18 protein-coding genes are annotated in these 15,354 nt (G+C 68.0%); 4 read left to right on the top strand and 14 right to left on the bottom strand.

Annotation, left to right across the window (positions count from 1 at the left end; genetic code table 11):
- Nucleotides 1–27 precede the first annotated feature (27 nt).
- Together bamE and CHB73_RS12415 are read right to left on the bottom strand one after the other, a co-directional pair.
- On the bottom strand, nt 28–567 hold the full coding sequence (gene bamE, locus CHB73_RS12425; protein ID WP_143337383.1) for an outer membrane protein assembly factor BamE domain-containing protein: 540 nt from the start codon (nt 565–567) through the stop codon (nt 28–30).
- Nucleotides 568–817: 250 nt separating this feature from the next.
- On the bottom strand, nt 818–1,453 hold the full coding sequence (locus CHB73_RS12415) for a tlde1 domain-containing protein (RefSeq protein WP_089274922.1): 636 nt from the start codon (nt 1,451–1,453) through the stop codon (nt 818–820).
- A 308-nt stretch (nt 1,454–1,761) separates the two neighbouring features.
- Here CHB73_RS12415 and CHB73_RS12410 point away from each other — a divergent pair, with 308 nt between their 5' ends.
- Genes CHB73_RS12410 through CHB73_RS12400 form a run of 3 tightly spaced genes read left to right on the top strand, consistent with a single transcriptional unit; the run spans nt 1,762 to nt 4,342 of the window.
- Nucleotides 1,762–3,018 carry a NupC/NupG family nucleoside CNT transporter gene (locus CHB73_RS12410; protein ID WP_089274921.1) on the top strand — a complete coding sequence of 419 codons (1,257 nt, stop codon included), beginning with the start codon at nt 1,762–1,764 and terminating at the stop codon, nt 3,016–3,018.
- 24 nt (nt 3,019–3,042) lie between these two features.
- Complete coding sequence (locus tag CHB73_RS12405) at nt 3,043–3,840, top strand: nitroreductase family protein (RefSeq protein ID WP_089274920.1); 798 nt, start codon at nt 3,043–3,045, stop codon at nt 3,838–3,840.
- Between the two features lie 25 nt (nt 3,841–3,865).
- Nucleotides 3,866–4,342 carry an EF-hand domain-containing protein gene (locus CHB73_RS12400; RefSeq protein WP_089274919.1) on the top strand — a complete coding sequence of 159 codons (477 nt, stop codon included), beginning with the start codon at nt 3,866–3,868 and terminating at the stop codon, nt 4,340–4,342.
- Nucleotides 4,343–5,064: 722 nt separating this feature from the next.
- Here the strand turns inward: CHB73_RS12400 and CHB73_RS12395 are convergent.
- Nucleotides 5,065–5,838: a hypothetical protein gene (locus CHB73_RS12395; RefSeq protein ID WP_089274918.1), complete on the bottom strand. Its 774-nt coding sequence runs from the start codon at nt 5,836–5,838 to the stop codon at nt 5,065–5,067.
- A gap of 178 nt (nt 5,839–6,016) precedes the next feature.
- Between CHB73_RS12395 and lgt the strand changes: the two genes are divergently transcribed.
- Nucleotides 6,017–6,814, top strand: coding sequence for a prolipoprotein diacylglyceryl transferase (gene lgt, locus CHB73_RS12390; RefSeq protein WP_089274917.1), 798 nt, complete (start codon nt 6,017–6,019; stop codon nt 6,812–6,814).
- Here the strand turns inward: lgt and CHB73_RS12385 are convergent.
- The 11 genes from CHB73_RS12385 to CHB73_RS12340 all read right to left on the bottom strand — a co-directional run bounded on the left by CHB73_RS12385 (nt 6,786) and on the right by CHB73_RS12340 (nt 15,295).
- Nucleotides 6,786–7,616 carry a glutaminyl-peptide cyclotransferase gene (locus CHB73_RS12385; protein WP_089274916.1) on the bottom strand — a complete coding sequence of 277 codons (831 nt, stop codon included), beginning with the start codon at nt 7,614–7,616 and terminating at the stop codon, nt 6,786–6,788. The genes lgt and CHB73_RS12385 overlap by 29 nt on opposite strands.
- The gene (locus CHB73_RS12380) at nt 7,610–8,161 is read right to left on the bottom strand and encodes a chemotaxis protein CheD (RefSeq protein WP_089274915.1); all 552 of its coding nucleotides are present in this window, start codon (nt 8,159–8,161) and stop codon (nt 7,610–7,612) included. Before CHB73_RS12380 ends, CHB73_RS12385 begins: the two co-directional genes overlap by 7 nt.
- A 3-nt stretch (nt 8,162–8,164) precedes the next feature.
- Nucleotides 8,165–8,551, bottom strand: coding sequence for a hypothetical protein (locus CHB73_RS12375; protein ID WP_089274914.1), 387 nt, complete (start codon nt 8,549–8,551; stop codon nt 8,165–8,167).
- 22 nt (nt 8,552–8,573) lie between these two features.
- Nucleotides 8,574–10,712 (bottom strand): LamG domain-containing protein, encoded by a 2,139-nt coding sequence (locus CHB73_RS17255; protein ID WP_089274913.1) that lies wholly within the window; start codon nt 10,710–10,712, stop codon nt 8,574–8,576.
- Between the two features lie 8 nt (nt 10,713–10,720).
- Nucleotides 10,721–11,227, bottom strand: a complete 507-nt coding sequence (locus tag CHB73_RS12365; protein ID WP_089274912.1) for a type II secretion system protein — start codon at nt 11,225–11,227, stop codon at nt 10,721–10,723.
- A gap of 10 nt (nt 11,228–11,237) precedes the next feature.
- Nucleotides 11,238–11,630 carry a prepilin-type N-terminal cleavage/methylation domain-containing protein gene (locus CHB73_RS12360; RefSeq protein ID WP_089274911.1) on the bottom strand — a complete coding sequence of 131 codons (393 nt, stop codon included), beginning with the start codon at nt 11,628–11,630 and terminating at the stop codon, nt 11,238–11,240.
- A 12-nt stretch (nt 11,631–11,642) separates the two neighbouring features.
- Complete coding sequence (locus CHB73_RS12355; protein WP_179217034.1) at nt 11,643–12,149, bottom strand: prepilin-type N-terminal cleavage/methylation domain-containing protein; 507 nt, start codon at nt 12,147–12,149, stop codon at nt 11,643–11,645.
- Between the two features lie 88 nt (nt 12,150–12,237).
- On the bottom strand, nt 12,238–12,396 hold the full coding sequence (locus CHB73_RS16880; protein ID WP_179217033.1) for a hypothetical protein: 159 nt from the start codon (nt 12,394–12,396) through the stop codon (nt 12,238–12,240).
- Nucleotides 12,397–12,548: 152 nt separating this feature from the next.
- Nucleotides 12,549–13,556, bottom strand: a complete 1,008-nt coding sequence (locus CHB73_RS12350) for a D-alanine--D-alanine ligase family protein (RefSeq protein WP_089274909.1) — start codon at nt 13,554–13,556, stop codon at nt 12,549–12,551.
- A complete protein-coding gene (locus CHB73_RS12345; RefSeq protein WP_218819421.1) occupies nt 13,553–14,887 on the bottom strand; it encodes a KamA family radical SAM protein in 1,335 nt (444 codons plus the stop codon). The genes CHB73_RS12350 and CHB73_RS12345 overlap by 4 nt, the downstream gene beginning before the upstream one ends.
- A 30-nt stretch (nt 14,888–14,917) precedes the next feature.
- Entirely contained in the window at nt 14,918–15,295 is a 378-nt protein-coding gene (locus CHB73_RS12340; RefSeq protein ID WP_089274907.1) for a hypothetical protein, read from the bottom strand.
- Nucleotides 15,296–15,354 lie beyond the last annotated feature (59 nt).

Raw genomic sequence — 15,354 nt, 5'->3', positions numbered from 1 at the left:
CGACCACGCCGTTATAACAAGAGGCGCTTACTCGCTTGTCTTGTTGCTCACGCCCGTGAGCTCCGGCGACGAACCTTCCTGGCTGAACTCCTCCGCCTCAAAGCCGATGACCCTGTCCTTCTCGTACCAGACTACAACCTTTTGGAGACGCGTGCGGTGGGTCGCGCGATTCCCTTCCCAGCCCAGCCTGCGATTGAGCGCCGGGGTGAGCGGCTCCCGCTTCACGCTCTCGATGCCGTCGCGCCAGGAGTCTGCCGCCATTGGCCTGCCCAGGATGCTCCGCACCTGTGTGCGGCTCATGCCCAGCCTGATCCCGCTTACCGTGGCCAGCCCGGCGTGCACCCGCGGAGTGCGGGCGCACAGGCTCGGCTGGCGGATGAACGCCACGTCCGAGACCACGGCGATGGTGGACACGAATCCGTCGAGATCGCTGATGAAAAGCACCGCTGTTTTGTCGCTGGGTGTGGCGCTGGTATAGCACCAGCCTTCGATTTCGTGCATGTCCTCCAGGTTGGGCTCCGACGCCGGGATCTTGCCGAAGAGTCCGGGCAGGCGTTCCGCTCTCACGCTTGCCGACTGGATGTAAAGCCCACCAGCGCCGCGTCCGTCCGTGGGGCCAAAAGGCCCCACCGCTAGGTGCCGGGGGTCGATGTCATTGGGTGGTGCACCCTCCTTGCCCAGAGGCGGGATGTTGCGGTCCGGGCGCTGCACTTTCAGGAAGGCCTCGGCCTCGACAAAGATGCCTTTGCCACTGGCCTGGGCCTCTCCGGTCAGTCGGCCAAAGAGGATACAGACGCAGAAAAGCGGCAGCAGAAGGCTAAAGCGTGACGCGCAGGATCGACCCCAGGGGAATGCGCCTGCGCGTTGTTTCTTTCGTGAGGATGCAGCCCTGCGAGGCCCTTGGCGACTCTCCGCTATGTATCCAGAATCCGTCACGGTTCATCTCCTTGAGGCGCTGCCGGGTTTCCGCATCCGCAGGCTCCAGGCGCAGAATGTGCTGGCCTTTCTTTTCCCTGTCAGTATTTCTCGTGTCCTCGATCACTTCCGTGACCTTGTAGTTCCCGCGCGGGATGACGCCCCGGTTCTTCTTGTCTTCGAACTCCGGCCTGTCTCGGTAGTCTTCATAGCCGGAATGTCCCTTGTCCATGAGGCGGCCATCAGCATCGCGCAGCTCCCCGGACTTCTGGCTGTACACCAAATGCGGCTCCTTGGACGCCGGGGGCGGCGGCGGGTATTTGTCCTTCTGCGGCGGCGAAACCTTGCCGCGCACTTCGTTTCTGCCGGAAATGCCGCCGTCTGCGCCCACCGTGAACGCCATGTAGCGCCCGTCTTCCGCGTTGAAGGGCTGCTCATCGCCGCCAGCGCCGGGCTTGGTGCTGATGCTTGCGGCTGCATGCCTGCCGTCCGCGTTTACCCAGGTCGTGATGTGCTTTCTTTGGCCTGCTGTTTCCATATCTGACCTCCTTCGGTCTTTCAATGGAGTATGGCACGGCCTTTATGTCGCGGACAAAAAACACCCGTTTTGGGCTGCTAAAAGGACAAAATTCCCCTATTGACAGGGTCCGGGGGTCAGCCCAGGCTGCTAGAAATCAAACTGGTGGGTGTCTTGCTGACAACCACCTGTTTCGATTCGGTTTTGAGTTTCCTGCATAAGGGCGGCCCTTTTGCTGGCCCTCCGTCATTTCGGCAAGTACTCCCCCCTTTCCAAGCGGCGAAAAATCCAGCATGTTGCGCCCACTTCATCGCATGGGGGGGACCGTGATGATCCACAGCGCCCTGGGGCTTGTGTGTCTCCTTGTTTTGGCCTGGCTTTTGGGGGAGAAGCGCCCCTGGCCCCTTTCGCGCCTGCCCTGGCGCATGGTGCTGGGCGGCCTGGGGCTCCAGTTCCTCATCGCGGGCTTTGTGCTCAAGGTGCCCGCCTTGAAAGCCCTGTTCATGGGGTTGAACGCCCTGGTCCAGGCGGCGGAGACGGCAACCCGCGCGGGCACGGCCTTCGTGTTCGGATTCGTGGGCGGCGGCCCGGCTCCCTTTGCGGTCTCCAATCCTTCCGCCGGGTTCAGCCTGGCCTTCCAGGCCTTGCCCCTGGTCATCGTCATCGCGGCGCTCTCCGCGCTGTTGTTCCACTGGGGAATCCTGCAGCGCGTGGTGCGCCTGTTCTCCCTGCTGCTGGAGAAGACCATGGGCCTGGGCGGGGCGCTGGGCGTGGGCGCGGCGGGCTGCATCTTTCTCGGCATGATCGAGTCGCCGCTGCTTATCCGGCCATATTTGGCCGTAATGACCAGAAGCGAGCTCTTCGCCCTCATGGCCACGGGCCTCAGCTGCATCGCGGGCACCATGCTCATGCTCTACGCCGCCGTGCTCGCCCCGGTGATTCCCGACGCCCTGGGCCACATCCTTGCGGCCAGCATCATCCACGCCCCGGCTGCGCTGCTGGTGGCCTCGGTCATGCTGCCGGAGGACGCCGCCCCCACCCTGGGCCGCGAGATGCCGAAAAGCGCCGCCGCGAACAGCGTGGACGCCCTGTGCCGGGGCACCTGGGAGGGCTTGCAGCTTTTCTGGAACATCGTGGCCATGCTCATCGTGTTCGTGGCGTTGGTGAAGCTGGCCAACCTGGGCCTGGCGCTCATGCCGGATGTGGCCGGCGCGCCGCTGACCCTGGAGCGGGCGCTGGGCGCGGCGCTGGCCCCCGTGGCCTGGCTCATCGGCGTGCCCTGGGCCGAGGCCCACACCGCGGGGGCGCTCATCGGCACCAAGATCATCTTGAACGAGTTCCTGGCCTTCATGGACATGGCCGCCCTGCCGCCGGAGGCCCTCTCCGCCCATTCGCGCCTCATTCTGACCTACGCCATGTGCAGCTTCGCCAACTTCGGCAGCGTGGGCATCCTCATTGCGGGGCTGGGCACCCTGTGCCCGGAGCGCCGCAGCGAGATCACGGCCATGAGCCTGCGCGCGCTGGCCGCCGGGGTCATCGCCTCGCTCATGACCGGAACGGTTGTGGGGATCCTCGGGTCCATGTAGAAGGGGGATGCAAGGAGGCGGACAATGTCTGCGGAACACATCGTCATCGACCTTTCCCTGTGCAACAGGGACGGCCTGTGCATCAGCGAATGCCCGGCCTTTCTCCTTACGCGCGGCGCGGACAAGTTCCCCGTGGTGGCGCAGAACGCGGCCGAGCGCTGCATCATGTGCGGGCACTGCGTGGCCGTGTGTCCCACCGGGGCGCTCACTCTGGCGGGCCGCGGCGCGGCCGACCTCACGCCCATCGATCCCGCGCTGGCCGTGAGCCCGGAGGCGGCCGAGCAGTTCATGCGCACGCGCCGCAGCGTGCGCCGCTTCCGCTCAAAGCCCGTGGAGCGGGAATTGGTGCGCCGCATCATCGACACCGCGCGCTACGCGCCCAGCGGCGTGAACACCCAGCCGGTGAACTGGATCGTGGCCGAGGACCCGGACCTGCTGGTGGCCCTGGTGGACCTGACGGCCAAGTCGCTCAGGCGTTTGCCCTATTTCATGCCCTACCTGGATGCCTGGGACAAGGGCGTGGACCTGATTTTGCGCGGCGCGCCCCAGGTGGTGGTGGCCCACGCGCCCAAGGGCGGCATGGACAACACCAGCAACTGCATCATCGCGCTCGCGCACTTCGAACTGGCCGCCCACGCCCTGGGCCTGGGCACGTGTTGGGCCGGGCTGTTCACCATGGCCGCCTCGCGCAGCAAGGCCATCGCTTCGGCCCTGTGCATCCCCGAGTCCCACAAGATCTACGGCGCGCTCATGCTGGGCCGCCCCAAGTACGGCTTCCAGCGCCTGCCGGAGCGCAGGCGTCCGCCCGTGCGCTTCCTCTAACCCCATGCCCGAAGGGAGACAGCCCATGCCCCGCACCGCATCCGCCGCGTCCACGTCCGTGCACGGCTTGACGCTTTTGGCCGCCCTGTTGTTTGGCGCCACGGCCCTGGCCCAGACGGCCGCCACCACAGGCCCGGCCGCCGTGCTGCCCGCCTTCCACGAGGTGGACGCCGACAAGAGCGGCCGCGTGAGCGTGGAGGAGATCATGGCCTACGCGCGAAAGAAGAAGGAGGAGGCCCAGCCCTTCGCCATCAAGGACGTGGACCGCGACGGCGACGGCATGGTGACCCAGGAGGAGCTGACCCGTGCGGGCATCCACGGGCTGGAGGGCTTCGGCACGATCAAGGCCAGCGATCTGGACCGGAACGGCGACGGCTATGTGAGCCATAAGGACCTTGAGGACTACCTGAACCAGAAGCATCGCGAGGCGTACCTGCAAGCCGACACGGACGGGGACGGCTCGCTCCGGCAGTCGGAATTCGTGCTGTTCCGCTTCAAGTAGGCTTTGCGCCGCAAAAAAGAAGGCCGCCCCGGTTGCCCGGAGCGGCCTTTGTGATGCTTTTTTGTTCTTCCTCGCGCCCCCGCGATTCCGGGGGTCGTCTCAGCGACCTTTCTCCACGTTTCTTCCGCTTCCGTCGCGGCGCCGCGGTGGGGATGTGCCCTGCCCGTTCGCCTATGCGGTCCGGGCTGTTTGTGTGCGCCTTTGCAGACCTGTCGCGGGGTTTTCGGCCTTAAAGCGCCGACGTGTCCACCTCTGCCTGTGCAGATGCGCCGGGTTCCTCGGCGCGGTGGTGGTTATCTCGCGCGGCCCCTGGACTCCAAAAGGGGCGACTTGGTGAACATCTTCCGTACGTTCGGCTGCCGCGCTGCGTTTTTTCGGGGCGTTCCCGGCCTGTCTTGCGGGCTTTTTTCCCCCTTTCGGGGATCCCGTCACGCAGGCTCGTCTTCCGGTTTCGGGTCGCCCTGGCCGGTTGCGATCGCCCCCGGCCGGTTGGGTGGCGGCTGGCCTTCCCCAGACGATCACGAAGCTGACTGGTCCATTGGCGTGCCCTCCCTGGATTGGTTGAAGGACTTGGGACTTGATTTCTACATACGCCTTTTGCGCGCCGTGTCAACTGTCCAGCCCCGCGTGGGGGAAAGATGCGGTCGTGCCGCGGCCGTGTCCACTCGGCCGCCAATCGCCAGAACCGAGACGGGAGCGAACATCATCTTGCAACGCCACGGCTAGGCCATGAACGAGCGCGCCACCCGGAACACGTCGTCGTAGGACAGGCCGGCCTTGATGGCCAGGCACATTTCCGCGGCCATGCGCATTTTGCGCCCGGCCCCGGCCATGGCCTGGTCGCGCAGGGCCAGCATGTGCCGGGACACGAACTCGGCCTCGAAGCCGTCGGCGGCGAGGGAGAGCCCATCGGCAAAGGGGCCGGGCCGCAGGTGCGGCAAATGCTCGTGCAGGGACTGCCTGCCGTTCCTGCGCGCGGCCAGGGCATAGAAGAGCAGCTTCACGACCAGCCGGTCGTCCTTCTGCTTGTGGTCGGCGGAGAGCAGCACGCGCAGGTCCGCGTCCTTCTCGCCCACCGTGGCCATGAGGCCGTGGGCCAGCTCGAAGGCGCGCTTTTCCCCCAGGGCCGGGGGCGTCATGAGGGCGGAGAGGCGGATGAAGGTGAGGCGCGGGTTTTCGCCCAGGGCAACGCCCATGAGCCCCAGGCGCATCATGTCGAAGCGGCGGCGGGCCTCGGCCAGCAGCGTGGCCGCCTTGGCGCGGGCCAGCCCCCGCAGCGTGTCGCGGTCCAGGCCGGAAAGGGCCGCGTCCAGCAGGTGGCGGATGTAGCGTTCGCCGGTATTCTCCAGCTCCGCGGCCAGAAGCGCCTTGTCGCGCTTGGCGTCGAGCAGCTTCTTGATGGACAGCCAGTAGGCGGCCAGGGCCTCCACGGGCATCTCCAGAATGTCCATCTCCTCCTGCGGAACGCCGCGTTCCTTGAGGTCCTTCTGCTGCATGGCCGTGCCGCCTCTGGCCCCGGCGCGCCGGGGGTGGGGGTTGACGCGGAGGCTAAAAAAACGGACCTTGTCCGGCGTTCCGCCAGGCCGCGTCAGGCCGCCAGGCGGCCCAGGCGCCAACATAGCGCAATTTGAAACAGGAAACAAACGCGCCGCGCGCCAGCGGTCCGGAGAGACCATGCTCACCTATCCCGTTTTCGATCCCGTGGCCGTGCAGATTGGCCCGGTGGCCGCCCGTTGGTACGGGCTCATGTACGCGGTGGGCTTCGCCCTGGCCTGGTGGCTGGGACGCGTGCGGGCAGCGCGCCCCGGTTCGGGCTGGACCGCGGTCCATGTGGACGACCTCATCACCTGGTTGGTGGCGGGCGTGGTGCTGGGCGGCAGGCTTGGCTACGTCATCTTTTATGACCCCGCCTACTACCTGGCCAACCCGTTGGAGATTGCGTCCATCTGGCGCGGCGGCATGAGCTTCCACGGCGGCGTGGCCGGGGTGGTGCTGGTGTGCTGGCTGTACGGCAGAAGCATCGGCAAGGGGCTGCTGGAGGTGGGCGACCTCATCGCTCCGCTGGTGCCGCCGGGACTCTTTGCCGGGCGCATGGGCAACTTCATCAACGGCGAGCTTTGGGGCCGGGTGACCGACGTGCCCTGGGCCATGGTGTTTCCCACGGGCGGGCCGCTGCCCCGGCACCCCTCGCAGCTCTACGAGGCCGCCCTGGAGGGGCTGGTCCTTTTCGCCGTGCTTTGGGTGTATGCCCTGAAGCCAAGGCCGCGCGGGGCCGTGGGCGGTCTGTTTCTGCTGGGCTACGGCCTGGCGCGTTTTTTTGTGGAGTTCTTCCGCCAGCCGGACGCCCAGCTGGGGTTCGTGGCCTTTGATTTCCTCAGCATGGGGCAGCTGTTGTGCCTGCCCATGATTCTGCTTGGCGCGTGGCTCATGCTGCGCCACCGCTTCACGGCCGGGGGGCGGGCGGCCGTGTGAGGAGTTCCGGCAGCCGCGCCACGAACATCGTGTCCCAGCGTTTGCCCGTGAGGTAGAGCGCCCCGCGTCCCCCGTCGCCGTCCGGGTCGAAGGCGATGCCGTTGGCGGCCTCGGCCCCGGGAGACAGCGCGCGGCGCAGGGCCGAAAGGTCCAGCCACAGGGCCACCTGGCCCGTGTCCGGCCGGATGACCGCGATGCGGTCCTTGAGCCAGACATTGGCCAGAAGCCAGCCGTTGACCCATTCCAGCTCGTTCAGCCGGGGCACGGGCCTGCCGCCGTCGCGTACGGCCAGGGTGCGGCCGGTTTCGGCCAGGCTGCGCGCGTCCAGGAAGCGCAGGGTGGCCGAACCGTCGCTCAGGGCCAATGCATCGCCCTGCCAGGCCAAGCCCCAGCCCTGGCCGCGCAGGGCGTGGCGGGAGAGCGGCCCGAGACTGTCGGCGTCGTAGGTCAGAATAAGCCCCTCGCGCCAGGTGAGCTGGCAGAGCCGCCGGGGCGTGCCGGGGCACAGGGTCAGGCCTTCGCCGAAGAGCTCTGGCGGCAGTTTGTGCCGCGCAAGCACGCGGCCCGTGGCCGGGGCGACCCGGCGCAGGCTGGACTGGCCGTAGAGGCCGGTGCTTTCGACGAGCTGGCCCCGATCGAAGGCCAGGCCCTGGGTGAAGGCTGCGGGGTCGTGGGGCTGGCGGGCAAGCTCCTGGACGGCCTGGACAGGGGCGGCGCTTGCGGCGCGGGCGGCGTGCACGGGCACCAGCCCGCCGAAAAGGCAGCTCGCCAGCGCTGCCGCCAGGGCCGCTCGCCTCAGCACCGCTTGCGCTCCGCCAGGTATTTGCGGGCCAGCTCCGGGGTCAGGTAGCTCAGCCACACCTCGCCCGTGGCCGTGGCGAAATACAGCTTGCGGCCATGGGGGCCCAGCACGTCGCTGACCGTCGGGGCAAGCCCGTGAGCGGCCAGGGCGGCCAGGGCCGTGCGCACGTTCTTGGCTCCCACGTCCAGCATGTCGTTCAGTTCCGAACGCCCGGCGGCCTCCATGGTGTTGGCCCCGCCGAAAAGTTTCACCACCAGCTCGTCCGGGGCCATTCCCGCTGCGCGAAAGCGCTCCACCATGGCCTCCACGGCCAGGTCGGCGAAGGTGCAGACCGGGGTGCGCTCCGTGTTTTTGCGCATTCCACGGTCCGGCAGCATGGCGTGGAACATGCCGCCCGCGCGCCTGCCCGGATGGTGGAAGGTGGCGCACACGCAACTGCCCAGCACCGTGGTGAGCAGCATGGGCCGAGGCGCGAAGGCGCAGTCGCCGATGCTGACATGCCCCAGGGGCAGGTCCGGGCGGTCGTGGCAGGGCGAGCGGGGCATGGGCTACCTGTGGATGATGATGTCGCCGTAGATGGTCTTGCCGCCGCTTCCGGAAGCCGCGCCTTGCCCTTGTTGCCCCTTGGCCGGGGCGCGGCCGATGGCTTCCATGGCCTTGGGGTCGTGCTGCATGGCGCGGACCGTGTGCGGGGAGATGTCGCCCTGGGCCTTCATGGCCTTCTTGAGGGCCGCGGCCGGGTCGGGGATGGACGGGTGGGCCGGATTTCGCGGCTCTTGTGTATCCTTGCCCGTCTTGGCCGTCGTTTGTTCGGCTTCGGCTACCGGCGCCACGGTGCCGTCGGGGTTGGCCTTGGCCGCCAGGGCCGGGGCGGCGAACACCGCCGCCAGACACAGGGCGGCCAGGACGGCGGGCTTTATGCGGAGTGGCTGCATTGTCGCTCCTTCCGTGGCGGCGCTAGGGAGCCACGGCCATTCTGGCCACTTCAAGGGGGCTGAGGGCGCGGTTGTAGATGGCCACCCGGGACAGACGGCCCTTGAAGACGTAGTCTGCTGATTCGTCCGCGGTGTCGAAGGCCTGCGCGCCGATGACCAGACCGCCCGAAGAGGCGCGCGCGGCGTAGCCGTTGGTGTTTTCGGTGCGGCCCTTGAGCTCGCCGTCGATGTAGATGAGCAGCTCGCTGGGGGTCCAGGTGGCGGCCACATGGTGCCAGCCCGTTCCGGCGGTGACGTTTGTTTGCACCATGACCGTGCGGGAATTGCTTTGCCGCACCACCAGGGCCATGACGCCGTAACCGTACATTTGCAGGGAATAGGACTCGTCGTGGAAATCGTCCCGCTCTCCCTTGTGCACAAGCCCGGCGTAGGCGCCCGGCAGTGTGGGGATGGAATACCAGGCGCTGACGGTTCCGCTTTCGCCGGGGGCCGTGGCGGGCGAGGAAGGGGCGAACGCCACGTCGTTGTTCCCGTCGAAGTTGAGGGCCGGGCACTTTGCGCAGCCTGTGAGCCATGTCGGGCCGTTGTACAGGGTGGCCGTGGTGCCGTTGGCGTCGGAGAGGGTCGTGCCGCTGCCTTCGCTCATGGGGAAGTAGGCCACATGGTCCGTGGGCATGACGGGCGTTTCCTGGGTTTGCCGGAAGGAGGCCTTGAGCCCGGACACCGTGACCTTCTGCGTGCGCGAGCCTGTGGCCTCGGTGAAGCCGAGCATGATCTTGGACAGGTTGGCGTGCATGGCCGGGGAGAGGAAGATGGCCCGGTACATGTCCGGCGGCCCGGCCGTGTAGTCGGCGTTGACGTTGCTGTAGTCGGCGGTTTGCGTGCCGGTGCGCACCCAAGTCTTGAGCAGATAGGGGTAGTTGCCCTGGGCGTTCGGGTAGCTTGGCAGGCGCGAGAGTTCGAAGCGCACGAGGTACTTGGTGCCGTTGCGCAGCCAGGTGCGGTCGGTCTTCTTGTAATAGTAGCCCCAGCGCCCGTCGCCGCTGCCGTCCAAATCGTGGTAGCTCCTGGGCTCGGTGCTGCCGTCGTCTCCCGCGTCGTTGTCGGTGAAGGACTCCGCGTGGCGGTTGTCGTCGTAGGTGGCTGTCCAGAAGCGCCCCCAGCCGTCCCACACCCGCACGGAACTGGTGCTGCCCCAGAACACGTAGGCCATGTGGTCGGAGTCGCGGTTGCCGGTGCTGGAGTTGTAGTAGTTTTTGTCCGCGCGGCTGTCGGCGTTGTAGATGGTGGAGCCGTCGTTGTTGCGCCAGGTGTCCAGCTCCAGGCCGATCTTTGGCGGCTTGATGCCGTCGTAGCCCAGGCTTTGCGGCCCGGGCCCGGCCCAGCCCATGACCTCGCCCATGTCCTTGTAGGGGTCGCCGCCCGCGGAGAGGGCGACGTTGGTCAGCGCGCTCTTGATGCCGAAGACGATGCCGTCGGCCACGGAGGCGGTGTCCCACTGGGCCTCGAAGTAGGCCCGCAGGCCGTAGTCCATGGTGCACACGCCCTCGGTGCAGTAGGTGTTGTTGCTGGTGTACCAGATGGCGGCGGAGTTGTAGGTGTCGCCGAGGACGCCCAAAAACACCAGCTTGCCCGTGGCGTCCACGCTGATGGGGCTTGAGCCGCCCGTGGGCGTGGTGATGGTGAAGTCGTCGCCCAGGTCGGAAAAGTCGATGTCGCCGCTGGTTCCGGCGATTTTGGAGAGATACACGCTTGAGGCCGAGCTTGCCGTGACGCCGGTGATGTTGGTGCAGCCGTTGCCCGTGCTGGTGACCTGGGCGGTCTTGGTCCCGGCGTCGTAGGTCACGGCGAGCGAGAAGCTGAGGCCCTTGCCCGCGTCAACCGTGTAGCTTTGGCCGTTCATGGCGGACACCGCGCTTGTGACGCAGGCTTCGTCGGCGCAGTCGCGCAGGCGCGCCATGGCGTAGCGCAGGCCGCTTTCAGCCATGTACCGGGCGTTGGTGGCGCAATTGGGCGAGAACACGCTGGTCACCGCGGAGCCGAAGCGCGTTCCCCCGGCCATGGCCAGCACGCCGAAGGCCGCCAGGGCGATGATCAGGTAGACCACGATGCTGCCGCCCTGACGGGGGCGAAGAGTGGTGTGCCGCGTGTGGTGCCGCATGGTGCCTCCTAGCTGCCGACCGGGGTGCTGACGGCGTTTCTCGGCTTCACCGTGATGCTGAAGGGCTGGGCCATGCCGTTCAAGGTGAAGCTGACGGTGAAGACCACGTTGTGGTCCGCCCCGGTGCCGCTGAAGCCCATGGTGCAGGCGGTGACGCCGTCCACCAGGGTCTGCGCCGTGCCGCCGCTTTGCGGGGTCAGGGTCAGGCGTGCGCCGCCCGCGTCAAAGGCCAGGGTGCGCTCGCCGGGCAGCAGGGCCTGGCTTGTGGTGTACTGGATGCTTGTGGCGCTGACCAGCGGCGCGCCGCCGGACGGGCCGCCGCTTGCGTCGCGCAGTTCCAGGGCGATGCGCGCCAGGGCGATCTGGCCTTTTTGCGCGTTTTCCTCGGCCTGGCGGGCGGCGAGGGTGCCGCGCGCCCCCGTGCTGACGAACAGCCCCGCGAACACGGCCACAAACCCCAGCAGCACCGCCACGGCGATGAGCTCGATGAGGGTGAATCCGTGTTCTGCGCGCATGGCGGCCCGCCTAGAAGTTGGTGGCGTTGTCGGCGCTGCTGGTGCGCGCCTGGGTGAGGATGTTGGTCAGGCTCACGCCGCCCTCGGTGACGGTGACGGTGAGGGCGTCCACCCCGTTGAAGGTTCCGCGCGTGGCCGTGAAGGTGGCGTTGTCCGGGTACTGGGCCTGCACCGCGTCCAGCGCGCCGGAGGTGCCGCTGTTCACCGCCTGGGTGTAGTAGGCCACCACGGCCTCCATGGCGGTCTCGGCCCGTGCCGTGTCCGCCGTGGTCTTGAGGGGCGAAGCGCTGCGCAGCATCTGCGTGCCCATGAGGTTCAACGTCAGCACGCCCAGAAAGCCCGCCACCACGATGATGACGATGACCTCCACCATGGTGAAGCCGTGCGCGCGCCTGTTGGTCATGGAGCGATTCTCCTAGGGCGCGAAGCCCGTTTCCGGCGTCACCGTGAGCTGGCCGCTTTGCCCGCCCGCGCCGATGGTTATGGCCGCGGCGCTGGAGAGCTTCACCGGAACGTCGCCGCTGTAGGGGATGCCGAAGGCGTCGAAGGAAATGGTGAAGGCGCTCATGGTCATTTTTTTGTCCGCAAGGGAGACGGTCCGCGCTGTCTCGCCCGGCAGGGGCAGCTTGGTGCCGGGACTGGCGGTGTTGAAGGCCCAGTAGTCGGCGCCGTCGCACGTAAGGGCGAGGTTGCTGGTCCCGTTTTTCATGGCTGTAAGCTGTAAATAGCGCAACTGCGCGCGCACCTCGCTCGTGCGGGCGGGGAGATCCGCGCCCATGAGCCCCCCCTTGGAGACCATCACCGCCGAGAGGATGCCGATGATCAGGATGACGACGATGACCTCGATGAGGGTGAAGCCCGCGCCGGGTCTCGTGTGGTGATGCGCGCGGGCGCTGCCGCGGTTCTGTTGCGCCTTGGTCATGGGGCCTCCGCGCGATAAGGATGCAATATCCGCGCCCTTCCGGCGGCGGCGGGAGGGCACCGCCGCCGGAAGGGCCGCACGCCAGTGGTTAGGCCTTGCGGATCTCCACGTGTCCGGTGGTGATGGAGCGGATGTGCTGTTCGCGTTTGAGCTCCACATCCAGCAGGATGGATGAGGAGAACAGCACCTCCTCCTTCTTGCCGTCGATGAGGACCAGCTGGTAGCTTTCAGGGGCCTTTTCGCTCATGTTCTCTCCGTGTGCGCCGTTGTGGCGGCGCGGTGTTGTTTTTCGCCGGGGCGCGGCGCGCGGCGGCGCAGCGCCCAGGCGGCGGCTTTTGCGGTCAAGCCATAAAAGTACCCGCTTGCGCCGCGCTTGGCAAGCCGCGCGTGAATGGCGTCTCAGCCGCGCAGAGGCCGCTCGCGGTCAGGGTCCAGCGGCAGGCGTTCCAGGGCCGACTGCACGATCATGCGCAGCAGGTCCTGGTAGCTCACCCCGTTCATGCGGCACAAAATGGGCAGGTCGGAGATGTTCGGGTTCAGCCCGGCGAGCGGGTTGACCTCCATGAACTGCGCCCGGCCCTGTCCGTCCTGGCGGATGTCCACCCGGCCCCCGTCGCGGCAGCCTAAGCCCCGCCACACGTCCAGGGCCAGCTGGGCGGCCTCTTCGGCCTCCGGCCCCACGGCGGGCAGATAGTCCACCACGCTTTCGAAGTTGGCCTTGTTGCTGTAAGAGTACGCCCCCGGCTCGGCCCCGCCGCGCAGGACCACTTCCATCACCCCCAGCGGCCGGGCCAGTTCCCCGGTGCCCACCACGCCCACGGTGAACTCGCGGCCGGGCAGGTACGCCTCCACCAGCACGGGCTGGTGAAAACGCTTGAGGAGCGTTCGGCACACCGCCGCCAGCTCCTTCCTGTCCCCCGCGCGGGAGGCTGCGCTCACCCCCTTGCCCGTGCCCTCGGCCACGGGCTTGGCGAACACGGGGTAGCCCAGGCGCAGCTCGGCCAGGTCCTTCTCGGAACGCACCAGGGCGAAGTCCGGGGTGGGCAGGCCAAGGTCGCGCACCACGCGCTTGCACATGGCCTTGTCCAGGCACAGGGCCATCACCAGCGGGTCGGAGAAGGTGTAGGGAATGCGCCAAGCGTCGAGCAGCGCCGGGGCCAGCGCTTCCCTGCCGGAGCCGAAAAGCCCTTCCGCGATGTTGAAGACGAAGTCCCAGCGCCTGCCGTGGGCCAGGGCCCCGGCCAGGGCGCGGGCCGAGCCCACGGCCTCCACCTCGAAGCCCAGGGCGGTGAGGCCCAGGCGCAGGGCCTCGATGGTCTCCTCATGGTCCAGTTCTGCGGTCTGCTCCTCGCTGAAGCCCGCCGCGAGGTATTCGGAGCGCAGGTCGTACACCAGTCCCACCTTCATGCCGCGCCTCCCGTGCGGGGCCTTGCCGCCAGCGCCGCGCCTGCGCGGTCCGGGTAGCGGTACAGGCCGCCCGCGTAGTTGTGAAGGACCAGATCATCGCCAGAATAGCCCAGGGTGTACTCGGGCGCCAGGGGAATCTTGCCTCCGCCGCCGGGCGCGTCGATGACGAAGGTTGGCATGGCGTAGCCGGACAGGCGCCCGCGCAGGGCGCGCAGGATCTCCACGCCGCGCGCCACCGGTGTGCGGAAGTGGGCGGAGCCGCTGATGGGATCGCACTGGTACAGGTAGTACGGCCGCACCCGCAGGGACAGCAGGCCTTGGAACAGGCCGCCCAGGGCCTGCGGCGTGTCGTTGACGCCCGCCAGCAGCACGGTCTGGCTGCCCAGCGGAATGCCCGCATCGGCCAGGATGGCGCAGGCCTGGCGCGTGTCGGCGGTGAGCTCCCGCGGGTGGGCGAAGTGCAGGCTCATCCATAGCGGGTGGTGCTTTTTGAGCATCCGCGCCAGGTGTTTGGTGACGCGCATGGGCAGCACGGCCGGAACCTTGGTGCCGATGCGCACGATCTCCACATGGCGAATGGCCCGCAACCGCGTGAGCAGCCAGTCCAGCGCGGCGTCGGGCAGGGTCAGCGGGTCGCCGCCTGAGAGAAGCACGTCCGCCACCTGGGGCGTGCGGGCGATGTAGTCCAGGCAGGCCTGCCAGCGCCTGCGCAGGCCTTCCGGCCCGGCCGCCGCGCCGCCGCGCGTTGTGGCGGCGCACGCCGCGCCCACCTGGCGCGAGCGCGTGCAGTAGCGGCAGTAGGTGGAGCAGAAGCCCGTGGCCAAAAACAGCACCCGGTTGGGGTAGCGGTGCACCAGACCGGGCACGGGCGAGCAGGCGTCCTCGGCCAGGGGGTCGTCGGCCTCGCCCGGGGCGCGCAGGTCTTCGGCCGTTGCGGGCAGCACCGTGCGCCGCAGGGGCTGCGCGGGATCACAGGGGTCCACAAGCCGGGCGTAGTAGGGGGTCACGGCCAGGGGCAGGGTGGCGCGGGGCCGGGCCAGGGCGGCGCGTTCGTCGTCCGAGAGTCGCCACAGGCGCGCGGCGGTTTCGGCATCGGCGATGCGGTTGGCGATCTGCCAGCGCCAGTCGTTCCATTCGCGCTGGGTGGCGCCGGGAAAATGCCGGGACAGGAAGCGGGCAAGCGGTTCGGGTGCGTCGGGAAAGTGGGGATCGGGGAGCAGGGGGGGGACTTCGGGTGAGGGGGGCTCTTCGGGCTCGGCGCCGCCTTCGCGGGCCGCGGCCCCAGCGTCCGGAGGATCCGCCTCGCCGTCCAGGATGGCTGTTTCCAGCATGGTCATGCGTCCTTGTTGTTGGGTGGAGGGCTATTTCCTTTTGCCGCGCGCCTGCCCGGCAGGGGCGTTCCGCTCCGGAGCCGCCGAGGGCGACGCGTCGTCCGGGCTTTGGATGCTGTGCTCAAGCAGGCGAATGGTGCGGTACTCCTGGTCGCGGCGGATGACAAGCCCCTTGGCGCGCACCGTTCTGCCCGCGAAAGGGGCCAGGCGCTGGCCCTCCACCAGCCAGTACTCCTCGCCGTCCTTGATGAACACCTGGTCCATGCCGGACACGATGCGGCCGCACACCTCCACTTCCTCGGGTTGGCGCGGCTGTGCGGCCGTGGCCGGTCCGGCGGCTGCCACGCACAGCAGGAACGAAACGAGCAGCGCATCGGCCAGGGTGCGGAATGTGCGGCGGGTGATCATGGGGCGCTCCTTGTCTGTCTCCGCGCGGCGTTGCGCGGACCGCTCCACAGCAGCACAAA

Source organism: Humidesulfovibrio mexicanus (assembly GCF_900188225.1).
GTDB classification, from domain to species: Bacteria; Desulfobacterota; Desulfovibrionia; order Desulfovibrionales; family Desulfovibrionaceae; genus Humidesulfovibrio; species Humidesulfovibrio mexicanus.
Note: the sequence above shows the minus strand (reverse complement) of the source record. Positions and strands in the feature narration are given on the sequence as shown.